12 protein-coding genes, 1 tRNA gene and 1 pseudogene are annotated in these 18,410 nt (G+C 43.7%); 3 read left to right on the forward strand and 11 right to left on the reverse strand.

Annotation, left to right across the window (positions count from 1 at the left end; translation table 11 throughout):
- Nucleotides 1-21: 21 nt before the first annotated feature.
- Nucleotides 22-1,611 (reverse strand): peptide chain release factor 3, encoded by a 1,590-nt coding sequence (prfC, locus tag NI389_RS06335; protein WP_308362070.1) that lies wholly within the window; start codon nucleotides 1,609-1,611, stop codon nucleotides 22-24.
- A 261-nt stretch (nucleotides 1,612-1,872) separates the two neighbouring features.
- Here prfC and NI389_RS06340 point away from each other — a divergent pair, with 261 nt between their 5' ends.
- A complete protein-coding gene (locus tag NI389_RS06340) occupies nucleotides 1,873-4,542 on the forward strand; it encodes a HAMP domain-containing hybrid sensor histidine kinase/response regulator (protein WP_308362071.1) in 2,670 nt (889 codons plus the stop codon).
- A gap of 107 nt (nucleotides 4,543-4,649) precedes the next feature.
- Here NI389_RS06340 and rimI read toward each other — a convergent pair whose 3' ends face one another.
- The 4 genes and pseudogenes from rimI to NI389_RS06360 all read right to left on the reverse strand — a co-directional run bounded on the left by rimI (nucleotide 4,650) and on the right by NI389_RS06360 (nucleotide 6,563).
- Nucleotides 4,650-5,108 carry a ribosomal protein S18-alanine N-acetyltransferase gene (rimI, locus tag NI389_RS06345; protein ID WP_308362072.1) on the reverse strand — a complete coding sequence of 153 codons (459 nt, stop codon included), beginning with the start codon at nucleotides 5,106-5,108 and terminating at the stop codon, nucleotides 4,650-4,652.
- Nucleotides 5,101-5,394, reverse strand: coding sequence for a hypothetical protein (locus NI389_RS06350; RefSeq protein ID WP_308362073.1), 294 nt, complete (start codon nucleotides 5,392-5,394; stop codon nucleotides 5,101-5,103). The genes rimI and NI389_RS06350 overlap by 8 nt, the downstream gene beginning before the upstream one ends.
- Before the next feature lie 67 nt (nucleotides 5,395-5,461).
- Nucleotides 5,462-5,538 (reverse strand) — tRNA-Trp (locus NI389_RS06355).
- A gap of 215 nt (nucleotides 5,539-5,753) precedes the next feature.
- Nucleotides 5,754-6,563: pseudogene (locus tag NI389_RS06360) on the reverse strand (sulfite exporter TauE/SafE family protein).
- 106 nt (nucleotides 6,564-6,669) lie between these two features.
- Here NI389_RS06360 and NI389_RS06365 point away from each other — a divergent pair.
- Complete coding sequence (locus tag NI389_RS06365) at nucleotides 6,670-7,470, forward strand: AraC family transcriptional regulator (RefSeq protein ID WP_308362074.1); 801 nt, start codon at nucleotides 6,670-6,672, stop codon at nucleotides 7,468-7,470.
- A 217-nt stretch (nucleotides 7,471-7,687) separates the two neighbouring features.
- Here NI389_RS06365 and NI389_RS06370 read toward each other — a convergent pair whose 3' ends face one another.
- From NI389_RS06370 to guaB, 3 genes are all read right to left on the reverse strand, one after another.
- Nucleotides 7,688-8,518 carry a discoidin domain-containing protein gene (locus tag NI389_RS06370; protein ID WP_308362075.1) on the reverse strand — a complete coding sequence of 277 codons (831 nt, stop codon included), beginning with the start codon at nucleotides 8,516-8,518 and terminating at the stop codon, nucleotides 7,688-7,690.
- Nucleotides 8,519-8,919: 401 nt separating this feature from the next.
- The gene (guaA, locus tag NI389_RS06375) at nucleotides 8,920-10,494 is read right to left on the reverse strand and encodes a glutamine-hydrolyzing GMP synthase (RefSeq protein WP_208844027.1); all 1,575 of its coding nucleotides are present in this window, start codon (nucleotides 10,492-10,494) and stop codon (nucleotides 8,920-8,922) included.
- Between the two features lie 95 nt (nucleotides 10,495-10,589).
- Nucleotides 10,590-12,059, reverse strand: coding sequence for an IMP dehydrogenase (gene guaB / locus NI389_RS06380; RefSeq protein ID WP_308362076.1), 1,470 nt, complete (start codon nucleotides 12,057-12,059; stop codon nucleotides 10,590-10,592).
- 142 nt (nucleotides 12,060-12,201) lie between these two features.
- On the opposite strand from guaB, the gene xseA reads away from it, so the two are divergent.
- Nucleotides 12,202-13,548: an exodeoxyribonuclease VII large subunit gene (gene xseA, locus NI389_RS06385; protein WP_308362077.1), complete on the forward strand. Its 1,347-nt coding sequence runs from the start codon at nucleotides 12,202-12,204 to the stop codon at nucleotides 13,546-13,548.
- A 99-nt stretch (nucleotides 13,549-13,647) separates the two neighbouring features.
- Here xseA and NI389_RS06390 read toward each other — a convergent pair whose 3' ends face one another.
- From NI389_RS06390 to NI389_RS06400, 3 genes are all read right to left on the reverse strand, one after another.
- Nucleotides 13,648-14,340, reverse strand: a complete 693-nt coding sequence (locus tag NI389_RS06390) for a hypothetical protein (RefSeq protein WP_308362078.1) — start codon at nucleotides 14,338-14,340, stop codon at nucleotides 13,648-13,650.
- A gap of 42 nt (nucleotides 14,341-14,382) precedes the next feature.
- Nucleotides 14,383-15,201: a serine O-acetyltransferase gene (gene cysE / locus NI389_RS06395; protein WP_208844030.1), complete on the reverse strand. Its 819-nt coding sequence runs from the start codon at nucleotides 15,199-15,201 to the stop codon at nucleotides 14,383-14,385.
- 195 nt (nucleotides 15,202-15,396) lie between these two features.
- A complete protein-coding gene (locus NI389_RS06400; RefSeq protein ID WP_308362079.1) occupies nucleotides 15,397-18,264 on the reverse strand; it encodes a M16 family metallopeptidase in 2,868 nt (955 codons plus the stop codon).
- Nucleotides 18,265-18,410: the final 146 nt, after the last annotated feature.

Raw genomic sequence — 18,410 nt, forward strand, 5'->3', positions numbered from 1 at the left:
CTAAATCCTTATCCGCAGCGATTAATGTTCACGAGTCTGATGGAACTCAACGTCTGGGTAACGTTCCATGGTCAGGTTCAAGTTCACACGACTTGGTGCGATGTACGTCAAATTGTCACCACCATCTAAAGCCAAGTTCAATTCACACTTACGTTTAAATTCTTCAAACTTTTTACCGTCTTTGCAGGTGACCCAACGCGCCGTTTGCACTTGTACAGGCTCGTATAATGCATCTACGTTGTATTCTGACTTCAGACGCGCAACAACGACGTCAAACTGCAGCACACCAACTGCTCCAACGATCAAATCGTTGTTAATCAGAGGCCTAAACACCTGTACTGCACCTTCTTCCGAAAGTTGCACCAGGCCTTTTAATAATTGCTTTTGCTTAAGTGGATCACGTAAGCGAATGCGGCGGAACAATTCAGGTGCGAAGTTAGGAATACCCGTGAACTTCAACGTTTCACCTTGCGTAAACGTATCACCAATTTGAATCGTGCCGTGGTTATGTAAACCAATGATATCACCAGCAAATGCCTCTTCAGCACGCTCACGATCACCCGCCATGAACGTTACCGCATCTGAAATATTCACTGTTTTACCAATACGCACATGGTTCATTTTCATACCTTGCGTGTATTTACCAGAAACAATTCGCATAAACGCTACACGGTCGCGGTGTTTCGGGTCCATGTTTGCCTGGATTTTGAAAACGAAACCAGAGAACTTTTCTTCTGTCGCCTCTACAGCGCGGTCTTCTGATTTTCGTGGTTGTGGTGAAGGAGCCCAATCGGTTAAGCCGTCTAGCATGTGATCAACACCAAAGTTACCTAGTGCGGTACCGAAGAATACTGGCGTTAACTTACCTTCTAAAAACAATTCTTTGTCAAACTCATGCGACGCACCAACTACAAGCTCAAGTTCTTCACGTAGTTGTTCTGCCAAATCACTGCCAACCGCGCTATCCAATTCAGGGTTATCAATCCCTTTGATAATGCGTTTTTCTTGAATGGTATGGCCCTGACCCGTTTGATACAAAATCGTCTCATCGCGGTGAATATGATAAACACCTTTAAACTCTTTACCACAACCAATCGGCCAACTCACTGGCGCACACATGATATTCAACTCGGTTTCTACTTCATCAAGTAGCTCCATTGGATCCCGAATATCACGGTCAAGTTTGTTCATAAAGGTGACGATTGGCGTATCTCGTAAACGTGTAACTTCCATCAATTTACGGGTACGATCTTCAACACCTTTGGCCGCATCTATGACCATTAAACAAGAGTCAACCGCAGTCAGCGTGCGATACGTGTCTTCAGAGAAGTCTTCGTGTCCAGGCGTATCAAGAAGATTCACCAACGCTTCATTATAAGGGAACTGCATCACCGACGTTGTTACGGAGATACCACGTTCTTTTTCCATTTCCATCCAGTCAGATTTAGCATGTTGGTTTGAACCACGGCCTTTTACTGTACCGGCTTTTTGTAACGCCTTTCCGAATAATAATACTTTTTCAGTAATCGTTGTTTTACCCGCATCCGGGTGCGAGATAATAGCAAACGTTCGTCTACGCGAAACTTCTTGCTGGAATGGTGAATTTGACATTAATTAATCTTCTTAACTATCGAGGACTCGAATGGCACTGACAAATTACAGTTCCCAGAAAACACCGTTTTCCATCGAGTCAAAAAGTTGAATGTGAATTGCGTTATTTTCGCCGATCTTGGCATATTTCTCAATCAACGGATTCACGGATAAGGATAAAAAACAATATATTTATGCATTTCGTGGTTTGACTTGTCCCTTGCCCGTTATCCGCTTATTATTTAGCAATAATGTTTTTGACATCGGACCGTCATTACCTCCATGAAAACCAGCAAGCTAAGCCTTAGACTTTTATGGTATATCACTCCTTTGGTGATCTTGCCTTTGCTGTTTCTTGGCGGGTTTACGCTGTCCAACGTGACGAATTCCACACAGCAGCAGGCGGAGCTGGTCGTCGGTCGGTTTGTTGAGCAACAACAACAAAAAATTCTCAACTACATCAACATCTACCAATCCACAACAAAGTTACTCAGTAGTTCACCCGTCTTGAACGACTTTATGGCATTGAGTGGTGCGGAGTCTGATGTCTATACCTCTAGACTCAGCGCACTTTTGGATGTCTTCGCAAGCTACAGTGAAGCCTATCCCGATATTGTTAGTATTGATTTACTCAGCCCTAACGGTGAGAGCATCGCCTATTATTCAAGTGAGTTGAGTGAGCTACCCAGCGAGTACCCTTTCTTCCAGCGCCTACAAAACAGCAATGTTCGCCAACAATATTTTATATCTCCCGCAGGAGAGCAAACCGCTAAATTGTATTTTGTACAACAGATTTACGGAATTGATTATCAACTCAAACGACCTCAACGTCAGGGATACGTGGTGTTGAAGGTCGATCCCAGTTTAATTTCCACGAGCATTCTTGAAGCGCCATTTGACCACACGTTAAACCTCATTTTTAACCAAGAAGGTCTGATTTTATTTAGCTCTGACGCTAACTTACGTGGTCTCTACTTGCAACATGATGAAATGGCAAGAATGCAAAAACAGTCAGAGCAAACGAAACTCGCCGCGGCGATGTTCCCAAGCATCGATGAAATGGAACGAATGATCTATTCCATTCAACTGGCCAACGGTTATTACTACATTTCAACTATTCCTAAATCTTTGCTCTACGAATCAGGCCGCATTATTAGTTTAATTACTGCGCTCATTATCATTTTCTCCGTTTTTGCTCTGCCATTCTTAATTTTTGTCGTTGTCCGTGGCCTGCTCCTATCGCCCATTGAATTACTAGGTGAGGCTAGTCATAAAGTCGGGGATGGTGATTTAGAAGTCTATTTGCCTGCGCACAATAAAGATGAAATTGGTATTTTGTTCACTGACTTTAACCACATGGTAGGGCAAATTCGGGATACTCAACTAGAGCTAAAAGGATTCAAAGAGCACCTTGAAGAAAAAGTCGAGACCCGCACTCGCGCGCTTGAGGAAATGAATCAGCAGCTTGCCCTTGCCATCACGCAAGCAGAACAAGCAAACCAATTAAAAAGCCGCTTCTTAGCAAACATGAGTCACGAGATACGTACCCCATTAACCGCCATTATGGGATTTACCGAGCAGCTTATTCAAAATCCGAGCTCGGCAAGCAATGAACAATATCTAGGAACAATTCTCAGAAATTCCAAACACTTGCTTGAATTAATCAATAACATTCTCGATTTATCAAAAATTGAAGCCGAAAAATTAGCGGTCGAAAAAACCAAGATGAACGCCGTCGCTTTAGTACGAGATATTGAGGCTATCGTCGCGCCAATGGCGAGTGAGAAACTGCTTACGTTTGAAATATTTTACGACCTACCTATTCCAAAATACTTATACAGTGACGTAACGCGTTTAAAACAGATCTTACTAAATATCACGAGTAATGCCGTTAAGTTTACTGAGATTGGTGGTATTACCTTTACGGTTAAATTTAACGAGATTACTGCGTGTTTTGAGTTCATCGTTAAAGACACAGGGATTGGTATGTCTAGTGCTGAAATCGAACGCGTATTCAAGCCCTTCGAGCAAGCAGACAGCACAACTACACGGCGCTTTGGCGGCACCGGTCTCGGCCTGTGTATCTCTAAAAACCTCGCACAATTGCTTGGTGGAGACGTATCGGTTTACAGCAAGCAAGGTGCAGGCAGCGAGTTTGTCGTCACCGTTGCAGGAAATTATGAAAACAAACCGTATGAATTACTCGCAAAAATTGAAGAAGAACAAGCACCGCTTGATGTTAACACTGAGCTTAGTGCGATGCAGCTTGATGCGAAGATTCTGCTTGCCGAAGACAATCCAGATAACCAAATGCTGGTGAAGCTTTTACTTGAAGCCTGGGGGCTGACCCCTGATATCGTAAACAATGGTGCCGAAGCCGTTGAAGCGGCATTGGTGAATGATTACCACTTAATCCTGATGGATATGCAAATGCCTGTAATGGGCGGCCTTGAGGCAACGCAGATGCTGCGCCATGCCGCGTATGATGGCCCAATCGTCGCCTTAACCGCGAATGTAATGAAGCAGGATATTGATACGTATCTCGCTGCGGGCTGTGATGCCACGCTCGCCAAACCAATAGACAAACGTTTGCTTGGTGAAGTGCTGGTAGAGTATCTGCAATTACAAGAAAACAACGAGAGCCGGTGGGATGCACTACTTCAAAGCGAGAAATTCAAACAGATCAGTGAGAATTATCGCAGCAAATTGCCCGAACAACTCGAGCTGTTGAATCAGTACTATCTTGAGCATGAGTGGGAATCTTTGCGCGCGCTCGCCCACAGTTTAAAAGGAAGTTCAGGGTGTTTTGGGTTTATGAACATTCATGAAGCTGCGGGACAACTCGAGCAATCGCTTAAAGAACGTAATGCGGAGAGATGGCATTACAACCATTTATTGCTTATTGAAGCGATAAAATACACGTTAAGTATGCCTGCAGAAAAGCTTAATTAACCTTTATCAATCAACGATTCTAATAACACTTATCTGTTCTAAACTTTGTTTTGTACATAGACAGGTCAATAAGGACGTTAAAGTAAGTTCAACTCCTTAAGTACGCGTTAGAGTCCAAACTCACCGAAAAACGACATCCCCATCAAAATTGCGTCTTCATTTCCATGTGCGGTCGGGTAATAGTTTTTACGGATCCCCATTTCGATAAAACCTGCTTGTTCATAAAGATGAATCGCATTTATATTCGACGCACGCACCTCTAAAAACACATTTTCAGCGTCACGTGCTGTACACGTGTCAATAAAATGAGTAAGGAGTTGTTTCGCAATACCACGACGCTGCCAAGTTGGGTGAACACATATATCCATGAGCGTATAGTCTGGCCCTGCTTGTTCTCCGACATAAAACGCAATTAACGTTTCGCCATCAAACACCGCTAAGTTGAAATAGCGACCACCAATACAAGACTTCATGGTATTTTGAGACCATGGGAATGAATGACACGCGAGTTCCACGTTCATTAGTGCATCTAAATAGGATTCATCAACCGACTTAAATTCATACATAAGCTTGTACTTGTTTCCAAAGGTGTTTTTTTTGTTCCGCGGTTAACACTTGGGCTGGCAATATGAGCTTATTTTCACTCACATGAATATCGTCACCAAGTTCAAGATCAAACGTCAACGCTTGACCGAAAACGAGCGTTAAATCGATAAACCATTGAAACTGTCTAAGCTGCTCAAGTGGTCCTACAGAAATGGACGGAACTGTCTGTAATTGTGTTTCTGTAACATACTTTCCTCTTGGTTGAAGCAATTCAAGGCCAAAAAGACTGTGCAGTGTTGAAGACATAGGTTTATTCAATCAGAAAATGACTAGGCGCTTACTATAAGGGGAAATATCTTGAAAATAAAGGAAGTGGCAGGGGCGGCAGGACTCGAACCCGCAACCATCGGTTTTGGAGACCGCTGTTCTACCAATTGGAACTACGCCCCTGCAATGTCGACGCATTATAATGAGCAAATCCAAAAGGTAAAGAAAAAAATCACGATTTAAATTCAACTGCTTCTTAAATAAACAATATAATGGGTTTTATGACCATTCCGAAACTTTCCTTCGCTTAGTCTCTTTAATAAATCAAGAGAAGGAGGCTTAAGAGGTCGACTATGTTCTACCACTAAAAAGAATACTGTCAATGTCGCCTAGGTTCTCTAGTGCACCAACGCCATCACTAAAAACACTATAATCAGCAGCAAAACGTAGACTTTTGCATAGATATAATCTGGAATTTCTTTGGCCCAAAGCGACGCAAGACGAATGCCAATGAATGATCCAAAAGCCTGTACCACTAAAGCTCGTAGATCAACGAATCCTACATACCCTCCCTCTAAAGTCTTGGCGTTTGGTGCCGCTAGGATATATGTCAGAGATCCACTAATAGCAATTGGCAACGATAACGGACTAGCCATTGCAGAAGCTTGCAGCATGCTAGCTCCACGACGACGCATTAGTGGCACCGTCATAACACTTCCCCCTACCCCCAATAAAGACGCTATAGCGCCAACTAGAGTACCAGTAATCGCAGTTACTAATCGCCCCATGGGGTCAATATCCCGACGCTCCAGAGACAAAAACCCAGGTCTTAAAACGATGTCAGCGATGGTGCATCCCAAATAGCCCACAAACATCCAACGCACCCACTTCCCGCTTAAGGATACAGCAGCCAACGCCCCACCTATTGCGCCAATCGAGATATAACCTACTTATGGCTGTACCATACCCCATTTCACTGAACGCATTCTGTGGTGTTGTAAAGTCGACATTGAAGCAGAAAATCTCATTAGAGTTGTAGAAGTCGCTACCGCAATATGCATTGCCGCGAGGCCCACACCAGAATTTTGAGCATGGGAGTAACTTAAAGATGCGTACATGAGAGGGACAACAACAAAACCCCCACCAAATCCAAATAGCGCACTAGTAATACCAGTCAAACAACCGCAAATCAGCAAAATGCCGTACACAACGTATCTCCTGAATTAAATTCAGCAGATACTATATTATGAAAAATAATGGCCCAGTCTCGTCGATTGGACAATAATAGGCGCATATCAGCCAAAATTGACCATCATGCTTAATATTCCACTAGTTGAAGTAGATCATGCGCCTCGTTCCGTTGTGGCTATCGGCACTGACTACCCCAGCGGAACCTTACTCGATTTCCACTCTCACCGTCGAGCTCAATTTCTTTATGGCATGTCAGGCCTTATGGAAGTTGACACCGAAGATGGTACATGGATGGTCCCACCCTATAACGGCGTTTGGTTACCCGCAGGCAAAATTCATCGAGTTCGGATGAATAACGTCAGTACTCGTAGCCTCTACATTGAGCCAAAAATGGTACCGCGTCCTTCCGTCAACTGTGAAGTATTGGTTGTCACACTACTTTTTCATCAACTCCTATTAGCCTCAGCAGGCATACCTGCGCTTTATGACGAAACAGGTCGCGATGGCGCTATCGCACAATTATTGCTCTTTGAACTGCAAAGTGCACAACCACTACCTTTGTTTGCCCCTTTGCCACGGCATGATAGTTTAGAAAAGTTGTGCCGAGATTTTCTTAGCCAACCCAATATTCGTGTTCAACCTGAAATTTGGGCGCAGCAACTGCATTGTAGCAATCGAACGTTCAGCCGATTGTTTCGTCAACAAACGGGTATGTCTTTTTCGACTTGGCGCCAGAAAGCCTGTTTAATGGCAGCAATACCAAAGTTGCTTTCTGATATTTCAGTTACCCAAACTGCACTGGAACTTGGCTACGATAGCCCAAGCGCGTTCTCTAGTATGTTTCAGAAGGTACTGGGACAGTCCCCTAAGGCTTTTCTGCTTTCATTAACCAGAAAATTTGGGGAAGACAGCAAAAATGCGTGAGACAAATTAAGTAATGTCGCATGAAAGAGGCATGACAGGGATACCGTGTTGCCTGATACTATCGACACACGACTCTTTTTTGCGAGCAGAAGCACTACAGGTAATACAGATAAAATCCGCCCAAGGTGTGAGCCCGCTATAGACAACTACTTACTACATCACAAAGCTCGCCCTGAACACTCAAGGCGAATTTATGTTCTATATCAGAGAGAGATTTTTACTCGCTGTATTCAATCTCTGCAATGGAGACTTGTGGGTTGTCAAAACTGAGTTTGTAGTAGCGGTATTTGGTACTGTTATTTACACTAAATGGCGCTGAGAATGAATCACAAGTCAGATTATCTTTTTGGTTTTCGGTAACAGTGCTAAGTAGATCCCAATTTGTACCGTCCTGACTAGCCAGAACTTTCCAAGTTGTCGGAATCCAGTTATCTGAAAAACAGTAGCCCTTTGCCATTTTGTATGATTTTAAAATCATCCCATTTTGACCAAAATCAGCCGTAAGCCAAGGTGCTTGGTCCGTTCTCGAAGAAAACCATACGTTTGCGGTATTGTTTCCAAAAACACCATCAATCGCTTTTTCTGGTCCATAGTTACCATCATAAATCGAGCTGCTGGTCATTTGTTGCGGTACAAACACAATTCCCGTTTCTGAACCTGGAATGTATTCCGTCAACTCAAAATCCCCTTTGCGGCCATCATGACCATACCATGTTCCAACATAAGAGCCATTGTTTTCCGATATGCCAACATAGTATGTGAGGAAATTTGACTCTGAAACCGTAAACTGAATACGATTAAAAACCCCATTGCCCGACTCTTGAGCAACAATGTAATGACCTGAAAGCAAGTTATCACCAGACTCCGATTTACCAATCAAGATGTCTGCTTGTTTCGAAACAAGAAACTTTGATTGACTATTTGATTCTGCCAATACTCCGTTAAGTATCATGTCTTGCTTTAATAAAAATGGATGCTCTTCAAGCTGTTGACTTGAACACAAAGATGAAAAGCTTAAAAGGATGACACTAGCGATTGATTTTTTCATTGTTACTCCTTGTTTTTATCTAAATCACCACCCCAACTTTAACCTTAAGGTGATAATAAATATAGTAATGATCGAACTATATAATTTTCTATTTCTTGCCTTGAGATAATAGTAAATACTACACTTTGTATAATAACTTCGGTTTGTTTAAGATGGATTAATCTTGCTCACAACCATAAGTTATTTACTTACAATTTTTGTAAAAACTCTATTTTTACTGCTGTTTGTCTGGAACAATTAAACAACAAGTTAGCTAGAAGCGTTATAATGTTATTGGATTCGCGCAAACGCAATGATACAGCTCAAATCGTTTAGCTAAACTTCCATATACAATAAAAAACCCGCTACAAAGCGGGTTTTCAACAAGACTGTCTAATACATCTCAGGCAATTAATGGAAAATTATTCCCACTCAATCGTCGCAGGTGGTTTACCAGAAATATCGTAAACAACGCGCGAGATACCATCAATTTCATTGATGATGCGATTTGATACGCGACCCAAGAAATCGTATGGAAGATGTGACCAACGTGCCGTCATGAAGTCGATAGTTTCAACACAACGTAGTGAAACTACCCAATCGTATTTACGTGCATCGCCCATTACACCTACCGATTTAACTGGTAAGAACACGGTAAATGCTTGTGATACTTTATGGTAGAGATCCGCATTGTGTAATTCTTCAATAAAGATAGCGTCTGCACGGCGCAGTAAATCGCAGTATTCTTTCTTGATTTCACCAAGTACACGCACACCAAGGCCTGGACCTGGGAATGGGTGACGGTACAGCATGTCGTAAGGAAGACCAAGCTCAAGACCAATCTTACGTACTTCGTCTTTAAACAGTTCGCGAAGTGGCTCAACTAGACCCAACTCCATGTCTTCAGGAAGACCACCTACGTTGTGGTGAGATTTGATTACGTGCGCTTTACCTGTCGCAGAGGCAGCAGACTCAATAACGTCAGGGTAAATAGTCCCCTGCGCTAACCATTTTGCGTTAACGCGTTTTGACGCTTCCTCATCGAATACTTCAATGAACGTATGGCCAATTGCCTTACGTTTTGCTTCTGGCTCGTCAATACCTTCTAGTGCATTTAGAAAACGCTCTTCTGCATCAACCTTAACAATGTTCAATCCAAATTTGTCGCCAAACATGTCCATAACTTGTTGACCTTCGTTTAAACGAAGCAAGCCATTGTCTACGAATACACACGTTAATTTATCACCAATCGCGCGATTGATTAGCATCGCAACCACTGACGAATCTACCCCGCCCGACAAGCCAAGGATCACTTCGTCATCACCGACCTTTTCTTTGATGCGAGCAATTGCGTCTTCGATGATTTGCGCTGGAGTCCATAGCTTTTCACAGCCACAGATATCAATCGCAAAACGCTCAAGTAAACGTAAACCTTGGTGAGTATGCGTTACTTCTGGGTGGAATTGTACACCATAGAAACGCTTTTCTTCCCAAGACATAGCAGCATGTGGACAGGTGTCCGTTTTAGCCGATGTTTGGAACGTTGATGGGATCTCAACCACTTTATCACCGTGGCTCATCCACACATCTAGAACACCCAGACCGTTTTCAACATGATCTTGAATGTCTTTAAACAGTGCGCAATCCGACACTTTTTCAACTTTCGCATAACCAAATTCTTTTTGGTTTGAGCTTTCCACACGACCGCCAAGTTGCATCGCCATTGTTTGCATGCCGTAGCAGATACCAAGCACAGGTACGCCTGCATTAAACACATACTCAGGTGCTCGTGGGCTGTTTGTTTCAGTCGTAGATTCTGGACCACCAGAAAGAATGATACCTTGCGGATTGAACTCGCGGATCTGTTCTTCAGTTACGTCCCATGCCCAAAGTTCACAGTACACACCGATTTCACGGATACGGCGGGCGATAAGTTGCGTGTATTGCGAACCGAAATCCAAAATAAGGATACGGGAATCATGAATGTCTTTGCTCATTGATAGTCTCGTGATTAAAAATCGAAAACTAAGTAAAACAGTGGCTGTTTTACGGAATAATTAATTAGGGCCAGCCGAAGCTAGCCCTATTCACCTTAACCTAGACGGTAGTTTGGTGCTTCTTTCGTGATTTGTACGTCATGAACGTGAGATTCCCCCATGCCCGCAGACGTCACTCGCACAAACTGAGGCTTCACATTCAGTTCCGCAATTGTTGCGCAACCGGTTAAACCCATCGCACTACGGATACCGCCCATTTGTTGGTGCACGATTGTTGAAATTGGGCCCTTGTAAGCCACACGGCCTTCGATGCCTTCTGGAACCAATTTTTCGGCTTGTTTTGACGTTTGGAAGTAACGGTCAGATGAACCTTCTTTTTGATTCATCGCACCAAGTGATCCCATACCACGGTATGACTTGTAGTAACGACCTTGGTACAGTTCAACTTCACCTGGCGACTCTTCAGTACCTGCGAACATTGAACCCACCATCACGCACGAAGCGCCAGCAACCAACGCTTTCACGATGTCACCAGAGAAACGAATACCACCATCAGCGATAACAGGAACGTCTAGATCTTTAAGCGCTCCAACCGCATCAGAAATCGCCGTAAGCTGCGGTACACCACAGCCTGTCACGATACGTGTTGTACAAATTGAACCTGGACCGATACCCACTTTAACTGCGTCAGCGCCTGCTTCAGCAAGTGCTTTCGCACCTTCTGCTGTTGCTACGTTACCCGCGACGATTTGGAGATTAGGGAATGCCGCACGAGTCTCTTTAACACGGTCGATAACACCTTGAGAATGACCATGTGACGTATCAATAAGGAGTATGTCGACACCCGCCTCGACTAATGCTGCAATACGCTCATCAGTACCAGGACCCACACCTACCGCCGCCCCAACACGCAAACGACCTTGCTCGTCTTTACACGCGTTTGGTTTGTCTTGTGCTTTTTGGTAATCCTTAACGGTTATCATGCCCTTCAGTGTAAACGCATCATCAACCACTAAGATTTTTTCGATACGGTGCTCATGCATCAGACCTAAAATTTCTTCACGAGACGCGCCTTCTTTGACCGTAACAAGACGTTCTTTCGACGTCATAACGGTTGCTACAGGTTGGTCTAGTTTAGTCTCGAAACGCATGTCACGGCTCGTCACAATCCCTTCTAGTTGGTTATTCGCACCAACTACTGGGAAACCTGAGAAACCTTTCTCATCTGCTAACGCCAGTGTTTCAGCGATAGTTAAAGAAGCAGGCACGGTTACAGGGAAAGAAACAATCCCCGCTTCGTACGTTTTTACTTTACGTACGTTGCGCGCTTGTTCTTCGATGGTCATATTTTTGTGGATAAAACCAATACCACCTTCTTGCGCTAAAGCAATTGCTAAACGTGCTTCAGTAACTGTGTCCATAGACGCAGAGACAAGAGGAATGTTTAGGTTGATTTTGCGAGTCAGGCGAGTGGCGAGGTTTGCCGTGTGAGGCAGCACAGTTGAATGAGCAGGTACTAAAAGTACGTCATCAAAGGTTAGAGCTTCTTTTGCAATTCTTAGCATGTTTGCGGCTTCTCTCAAGTAAGATTGAGTAATAGGAATTGCGTGCGAATTTTATCAGCGTAATTGAAATGAGTAAAGCATCATCGGCAAAAAAATGCTAAAGTACGACCACTGCGTTGTTCTATATTGGAATTTATTTTTGATGCAATCGGCTATTTCTTCTCCTCTTTACAGTGTTTCGAAATTAAACCGAGAGATCCGAGCGTTGCTCGAACGTGGGTTTACCAACATTCAGCTCACTGGCGAAATATCCAATTTCATCGCAGCGGCATCTGGCCATTGGTACTTTTCACTTAAAGATGACAAAGCACAAGTCAAAGCGGCAATGTGGCGCGGTAACAACCGCTACGCACGTTTTCGTCCTGACAATGGCGCGCAAGTGCTTGTCACCGCCAGAGTATCCGTATATGAACCGCGCGGTGAATATCAACTCATCGTCGAGCACATAGAGCCTGCTGGTGAAGGTTTACTCAAACAGCAATTTGAGGCTTTGAAAATGCGTCTCGCTGCGGAAGGGCTTTTTTCGGCTGCGCACAAACGTCCAATGCCAACACAAATACACCGCGTTGGAATAGTCACCTCAGCCACAGGTGCAGCGATTAAAGACATTCTCACCGTGCTAAAACGCAGAGCGCCACAGCTTGAAGTGGTTATTTATCCGTGTCTTGTGCAAGGTGGTGAAGCTCCCTCACAAATCGCGCAGAAAATTGCGCTTGCTAATGCGCGAAATGAGGTCGATGTGTTAATTGTAGGGCGCGGAGGCGGTTCTCTTGAAGATTTATGGAGTTTCAACGAAGAAGTCGTTGCTCGAGCCATTTTTGCAAGTCAACTCCCAATCATCAGTGCAGTTGGTCACGAAATTGATACCACGATTTCCGATTACGTGGCCGACCTTCGTGCACCAACACCATCGGCCGCGGCTGAACTAGTATGCCCTGATCAACATCAACTGCTTACGCGCTTGAATTCCCTCACGCAGGCACTCGTTCACGCATGGAAAGTACACCTGACTCAAAAGCGAGCTCACCTAACCTCACAGATCCACCAGCTTCAACTACTTCACCCTGAAAGGCAATTGCAACAGCAACAACAGCGTTTGGATGAGAGTTTGGCGCGTTTGCAGCGTGCCGCAGTTAGTGTAATAGCACATCATACTAAGCAGCTCGACAACCTGAGTTTTAGGCTTCATAAACAAGCGCCGAACTTGAAGCTTATTCAGTTTCAGCACCAGCACAACGCGCTCTCTGAACGACTAGAGCGTGCAATTGGGCAGCATTTAGATACGCACAACAAACGCTTGGCCATGTTAAGTGCACAATTAAACAGTGTTAGTCCGCTGCAAGTTCTGGCTCGTGGTTACAGCATTACAAAGCAAGATGAAATCGTGATAAAAAACGTGTCAGAGATCGATCACAGCAAACCTTTGGTCACCGATCTAGTGGATGGGCAAATTATCAGTCACATTGCATCTATTTCAACGAAATCGTAAGCACCCTACTCAAAACGTAAAATATTGCCAAATACCTGTGCTGTTTAATTGAATTTAATTCGTTCAGTAGCCGTACTTTGGCAAAATAAATCTCTGCAATTATTGTGTTTCTTGTGGTGTCTTTTGCCATTGAGTTGTGGCAAAAATAACCAGTTGTTCATCCGTAGAGCGGGAGGTCATGGCTTGAAATTTCTTCCACCACGGTGTTTCATGCAACTTGTCACTCAGTTCCCGCCACAGTTTAGAATCAAACTCGTCAGAATCTTTAGGCACGAAATGAATCTCGCACACACTAGTTTTACACCCTACTTGCTTGACTTCGACACGCTCTGAAAAACCAAATTGATAAATAAAATCTCTGACCTGCATTTCGGTTTCATCAGCAAAAACAGGATCTCGATTCTCTTGTATGAAGATGTTGCGAAGCTGTTCCGCCATCTCAGGCATTGTTGAATTGGCGTTGATCTCACTTTGCAAATTCGCCAGCTCAGCCAAAAGACGTGCGTTCTCTTTTTCTAGTCGAAACACCGTATCTTTCTCTGCTTCTCGCGCTTCATTCAGTTCTAGGATCGCGGCTTGATTTACTGGCTGAGCAACGATGCTCACGGCAGTCTTTGATTGCGCGCTTCGCTGGCGCACTGCCTCATGGGTCAGGGGTTCTGGAGTCTTCGTTTTTACAGGGGAAGCTTGTTCTGAGGAGGATTGATCGAACAATGTGTCACTAATCAATCCACGAGTAGAAAATCCGATTAGTATGCCAGCAAGGAGCAGCGCAATGTCTTTTATCTTCATCACATTCAATAAAAGGTGAACAATCTGCTCAAAGTAGCGGGTTTACTTTATCGATGCAACCGCCAATGCGGCTTCATCATCATTTTGCTCTTCTAGGAAGTTTTGGTCCATGCTTTCTGCCGGACAAACACACGCTTTACCAACGACTTTTGCAGGAATCCCCACAACAGTAGTGTGCTCAGGAACTGCTTTCAAGACAACAGAGCCAGCACCGACGCGAGCGCCTTCACCCACAATGATGTTACCCAACACTTTCGCACCTGCACCGATAAGCACGCCATCTCTGATTTTTGGATGGCGATCGCCCTGCTCGTTACCCGTCCCACCAAGCGTAACGCCCTGAAGGATAGAAACGTTATTTCCAATTACCGCGGTTTCACCAATGACTATACCAGTCGCATGGTCAAACATAATACCATGACCGACTTTACAAGCAGGATGGATGTCAACACCAAATACTTCGGAGGTACGGCTTTGGACAAAGCGAGCGAGTTCTTTTCGGTTTTGTCGCCATAAACAGTGAGCCAGTCGATGAGCTTGGATTGCATGGAAACCTTTCAAATTTAATAACACGTTGAGATAACTATCGGCAGCGGGGTCGCGATCTTTAACCGCTTTTATATCGTGAGCTACGTGCGTCAACATACGGTCACAATCTACGAAGGCTTGGTCGAATAATTCTCTGATTGTAAATGCAGATACAACGGCATCTGAAAGCTTATGTGCAACGATAAAGCTAAGTGCAGAACCCAAACATTCATGATTCAGCACACTAGAATATACGTGACTTGCAAGCAGCGGCTCTCGTGTTACTAAATCCGTTGCTTCTTCTCTTAGTTTTTGCCAAATCTCGTGACGCATGGTTCACCTCTTCAAAATACCCGTCGCATCAATATTGGGATAGTCTACCTAAATTCCAATCTGATGTGGCGATACACAATTGCACTTATCGTTATATATAATAACTTTTTAGCACAAACACGAACAAAAAAACCGCATTTCGCGTCAATTGCAAAATGCGGCTTAATTTAGTATCAATTTACCGTAGGTAAAACGTTACTTAAAGACATCCTCAACGTTCATCACTTCGATGTTTTTAGCCGGAATACCTAGAGGGTATTTCGCAATTTCAGAGTCTTCGGTCACTAACTCTGCTGGCTTTTCCGTATTGTACGTCATTGGCGAGGTTTGTTCTTTGGCAAGACGAGCTTGCATGTCTTTCGCATCACCCGTGATGAACACATAGTGCATGTTTTCAGTTTGTAAGTTTTCACGGATCACTCGGTTTACGTCTTCAACGGTGAGACTCGCTAGTTGCTTACGAACATATTCAACGAAACTCTCTGTGTTGTAGAACTCACTATCAAGTGCATAGCCCAGTTGACGGTCTTGACTCGCAACAAGTTGTGGAACGAAATTCGTCAGGAAGTTACGTGTGGCCTCAAAATCGGATGAAGACATACCCTCTTTAATCAATTTATCCAACTCAAACAAAGCAACGCGAGACGCAAACTGCGCGTCGTTGTTTGAACGAAGTGGACGCAACCACACTTGGAAAATTTGTTCCGAGCGACCTAAATTTGCATCAGGTTTAGTTTGGAACATACCACGTGGGAAATACTCGATATACGCATAGTCACCATAGTTCATGCCTCGAACTTGGCGAATTCGTTGATACAGGAAACTATTTGAACTGCGGTGTTCACCAAAGTACGAACGCACAAGCCATAGCGCTGTCCAATCTTTACTTGAACGCACGGTATCAATTGGGAAACCAAATGAAACCGCGGTCGATTGAGCACTTTTCTCTACGATTGTTGCGTGTTTGCCCTTTAATGTAGGTGCATCTGGCACACTTAAGCGAGATTCATTGCCAAGCGGTAAGCGCGTTAAGTCCGTCAGCATTTTTGCTTTTACATCGCTATTCAGTGCCCCAGTGATCCCAAGGTTTAGTTTCGCTTGTGTAAGCTCTGCACGATAGAAAGCTTTAACGTCATCTAGCGTTAAGGCTTCTAAATCGGAAAGATCGCCTAAGTTGTATGAAGCGTAAGGATGACCTTGATAAAGTGCGCTATACAGCACTTCTTTACCTAGTTCTTCATCGTTTGATGCTTTCAAACCTGATTTGATGTTATCAATCAGCTCCTTCTTCAAACGATTGAAATCATCTTCTCTGAAGCCAGGATTAAGAAGTTGTTCAGAGACCAGCGCGTACCATTTGTCCGCGTTATCTTTGTGCACTCGTCCACGAAATGACAGCATTTCTTTATCGATTTGATATGAAAAACTACCCGCGATCGGATACAACGCCTTTTGAATTTCTTTGAATGATTTCGTTTGGCTTCCGCCTTTGGCAATCATTGCCGCCGTCAGTGCCGCTACCCCTTTCTTACCTTTAGGGTCGGCTGCAGCACCGGTGTAGAAAAGGAAGTTAACATCCACCAACGGTGATGCATTGCTCTTGTCTAGTACCTTGAAATGACGCTCGGTCGGCTTGCTTGCCTGCACAACTAAGTTTTCAAGCGACACTTCTTTATCAAAACCCGCGACCTTATCAAGAGCTGACATGGTCACGGTAGTACGGCTCGAATCAACGAAATATTCGTTTGCAATACGACGAATATCTTCTGCGGTTACCGCATCTGAGCTCGCGTACAGTTCGTTAATCACTTCTGGATTACGTTCAAAATGCATGTAGCTTGCAAGTACATCAGCAATCGCCTGAGAAGAATCAAGACCATTGATAAAGCTGTATTTCAAATTTGATTTAAGCGCAGCAAGTTTTTCTTCTGAGACAAGTTCTGTACGAGCTTTAGCGTAAGTGCGATTAATCGCATCACGTGCTACCGCTAAGTCACTTTCTTTATCTACTTTGACAAAAACGTGTATTAAACCAGTGTCTTTAGTCTCAGGATTATAAGTAAACATCTGACTTGCGATCTGCTTTTCAACAACTAGCTCTTGGTACAATTCAGAATTTTCCGAAAAATACAGCTGAGAAATTAAATCCAAAGCAGAGCGGTCTTTTTTCGTTGGGATCCAAGGCGTACCTTTATAAGAGACCAACAGCCAATGTCCTGGAAGTCCATCATATTTCTCATGAACATAACGCGGCGCAGCTTGCTTAGGCTCTTTAGGAATATCGACTGAGTAATTGCCTTTTTTCCATGCTCCCCAATGTTTTTTCACCATTGCGATCGTTTCTTTCGGGTCAACATCACCCACGATAACTAGCGATACGTTTTCTGGTTTGTAGAAATGCTTGAAGAATTCTTGGCCGTAAGCCATTTGATCCGGCATCGCCTCAATGTCTTCAAAAAAGCCCATTGTCGTGTGTTTATAGGTATGTTTGTCGAAAGCTTCTTTTCTAACCGCACTTAACAGCTTACGGACAGGACTTGCATTATTTTTTAGGTATTCACCTTTTACCGTTAACGCTTCTGTCCTGAACTGTTCTTCTGAGTACGTTAAATCTTGGAAGATATCCGCTTGGATTTCGAGCACTTTATCCAAATGTTCTTTAGAAAAGTTAAGGTGGTAATTGGTGTAATCATTCGTTGTATAGGCACGATTATCGACGCCTGAATTCTTTAAAATATCTGAATAGACATCTTGTGGAAACTTCTTCGACCCTTTAAACATCATATGTTCAAAGAAATGCGCAAAACCGGTTTTACCCGCTTCGACTTCATTTCTAGAACCTACGGAAACAGGAATTTGTAGCGAGACTACGTCTGGATAGTCAGTTTTAACGACCATGACTCTAAGGCCATTATCTAACTCTTCCAACACATAATCTTGAGAGAAGACTTTATTGCTTGAGGCTGCAGCCACCATTTGGCTTGCATCATTATTCTTTGTTGTCGCACATCCGCTAAGCGCGAGTGCAACCGCCATACTTGTTGCTAATAATTTGAAATTCATAGAACTCAACTTTGTTATCATTGTCCCTTCATAGCACCCAATTTCCGCAAAACGTTCAAACAATTTGCGATGAATTGAATGCCATGCTCCTCGTTCTTCAACCTCACATTATGCCCCAAAATAGGAAACTTACCGAAAAAGCTGCG

The sequence above is a fragment of the Pseudoalteromonas xiamenensis genome (assembly GCF_030994125.1).
Lineage (GTDB): Bacteria > Pseudomonadota > Gammaproteobacteria > Enterobacterales > Alteromonadaceae > Pseudoalteromonas > Pseudoalteromonas xiamenensis_B.

Coding starts and splice junctions, on each gene's coding strand:
- cysE (WP_208844030.1), bottom strand. CDS start 15,201: ATGCGTCACGAGATTTGGCAAAAACTAAGAGAAGAAGCAACGGATTTA.
- NI389_RS06365 (WP_308362074.1), top strand. CDS start 6,670: ATGCTTAATATTCCACTAGTTGAAGTAGATCATGCGCCTCGTTCCGTT.
- guaB (WP_308362076.1), bottom strand. CDS start 12,059: ATGCTAAGAATTGCAAAAGAAGCTCTAACCTTTGATGACGTACTTTTA.
- NI389_RS06350 (WP_308362073.1), bottom strand. CDS start 5,394: ATGTCTTCAACACTGCACAGTCTTTTTGGCCTTGAATTGCTTCAACCA.
- NI389_RS06340 (WP_308362071.1), top strand. CDS start 1,873: ATGAAAACCAGCAAGCTAAGCCTTAGACTTTTATGGTATATCACTCCT.
- xseA (WP_308362077.1), top strand. CDS start 12,202: ATGCAATCGGCTATTTCTTCTCCTCTTTACAGTGTTTCGAAATTAAAC.
- prfC (WP_308362070.1), bottom strand. CDS start 1,611: ATGTCAAATTCACCATTCCAGCAAGAAGTTTCGCGTAGACGAACGTTT.
- guaA (WP_208844027.1), bottom strand. CDS start 10,494: ATGAGCAAAGACATTCATGATTCCCGTATCCTTATTTTGGATTTCGGT.
- NI389_RS06370 (WP_308362075.1), bottom strand. CDS start 8,518: ATGAAAAAATCAATCGCTAGTGTCATCCTTTTAAGCTTTTCATCTTTG.
- rimI (WP_308362072.1), bottom strand. CDS start 5,108: ATGTATGAATTTAAGTCGGTTGATGAATCCTATTTAGATGCACTAATG.
- NI389_RS06400 (WP_308362079.1), bottom strand. CDS start 18,264: ATGAATTTCAAATTATTAGCAACAAGTATGGCGGTTGCACTCGCGCTT.
- NI389_RS06390 (WP_308362078.1), bottom strand. CDS start 14,340: ATGAAGATAAAAGACATTGCGCTGCTCCTTGCTGGCATACTAATCGGA.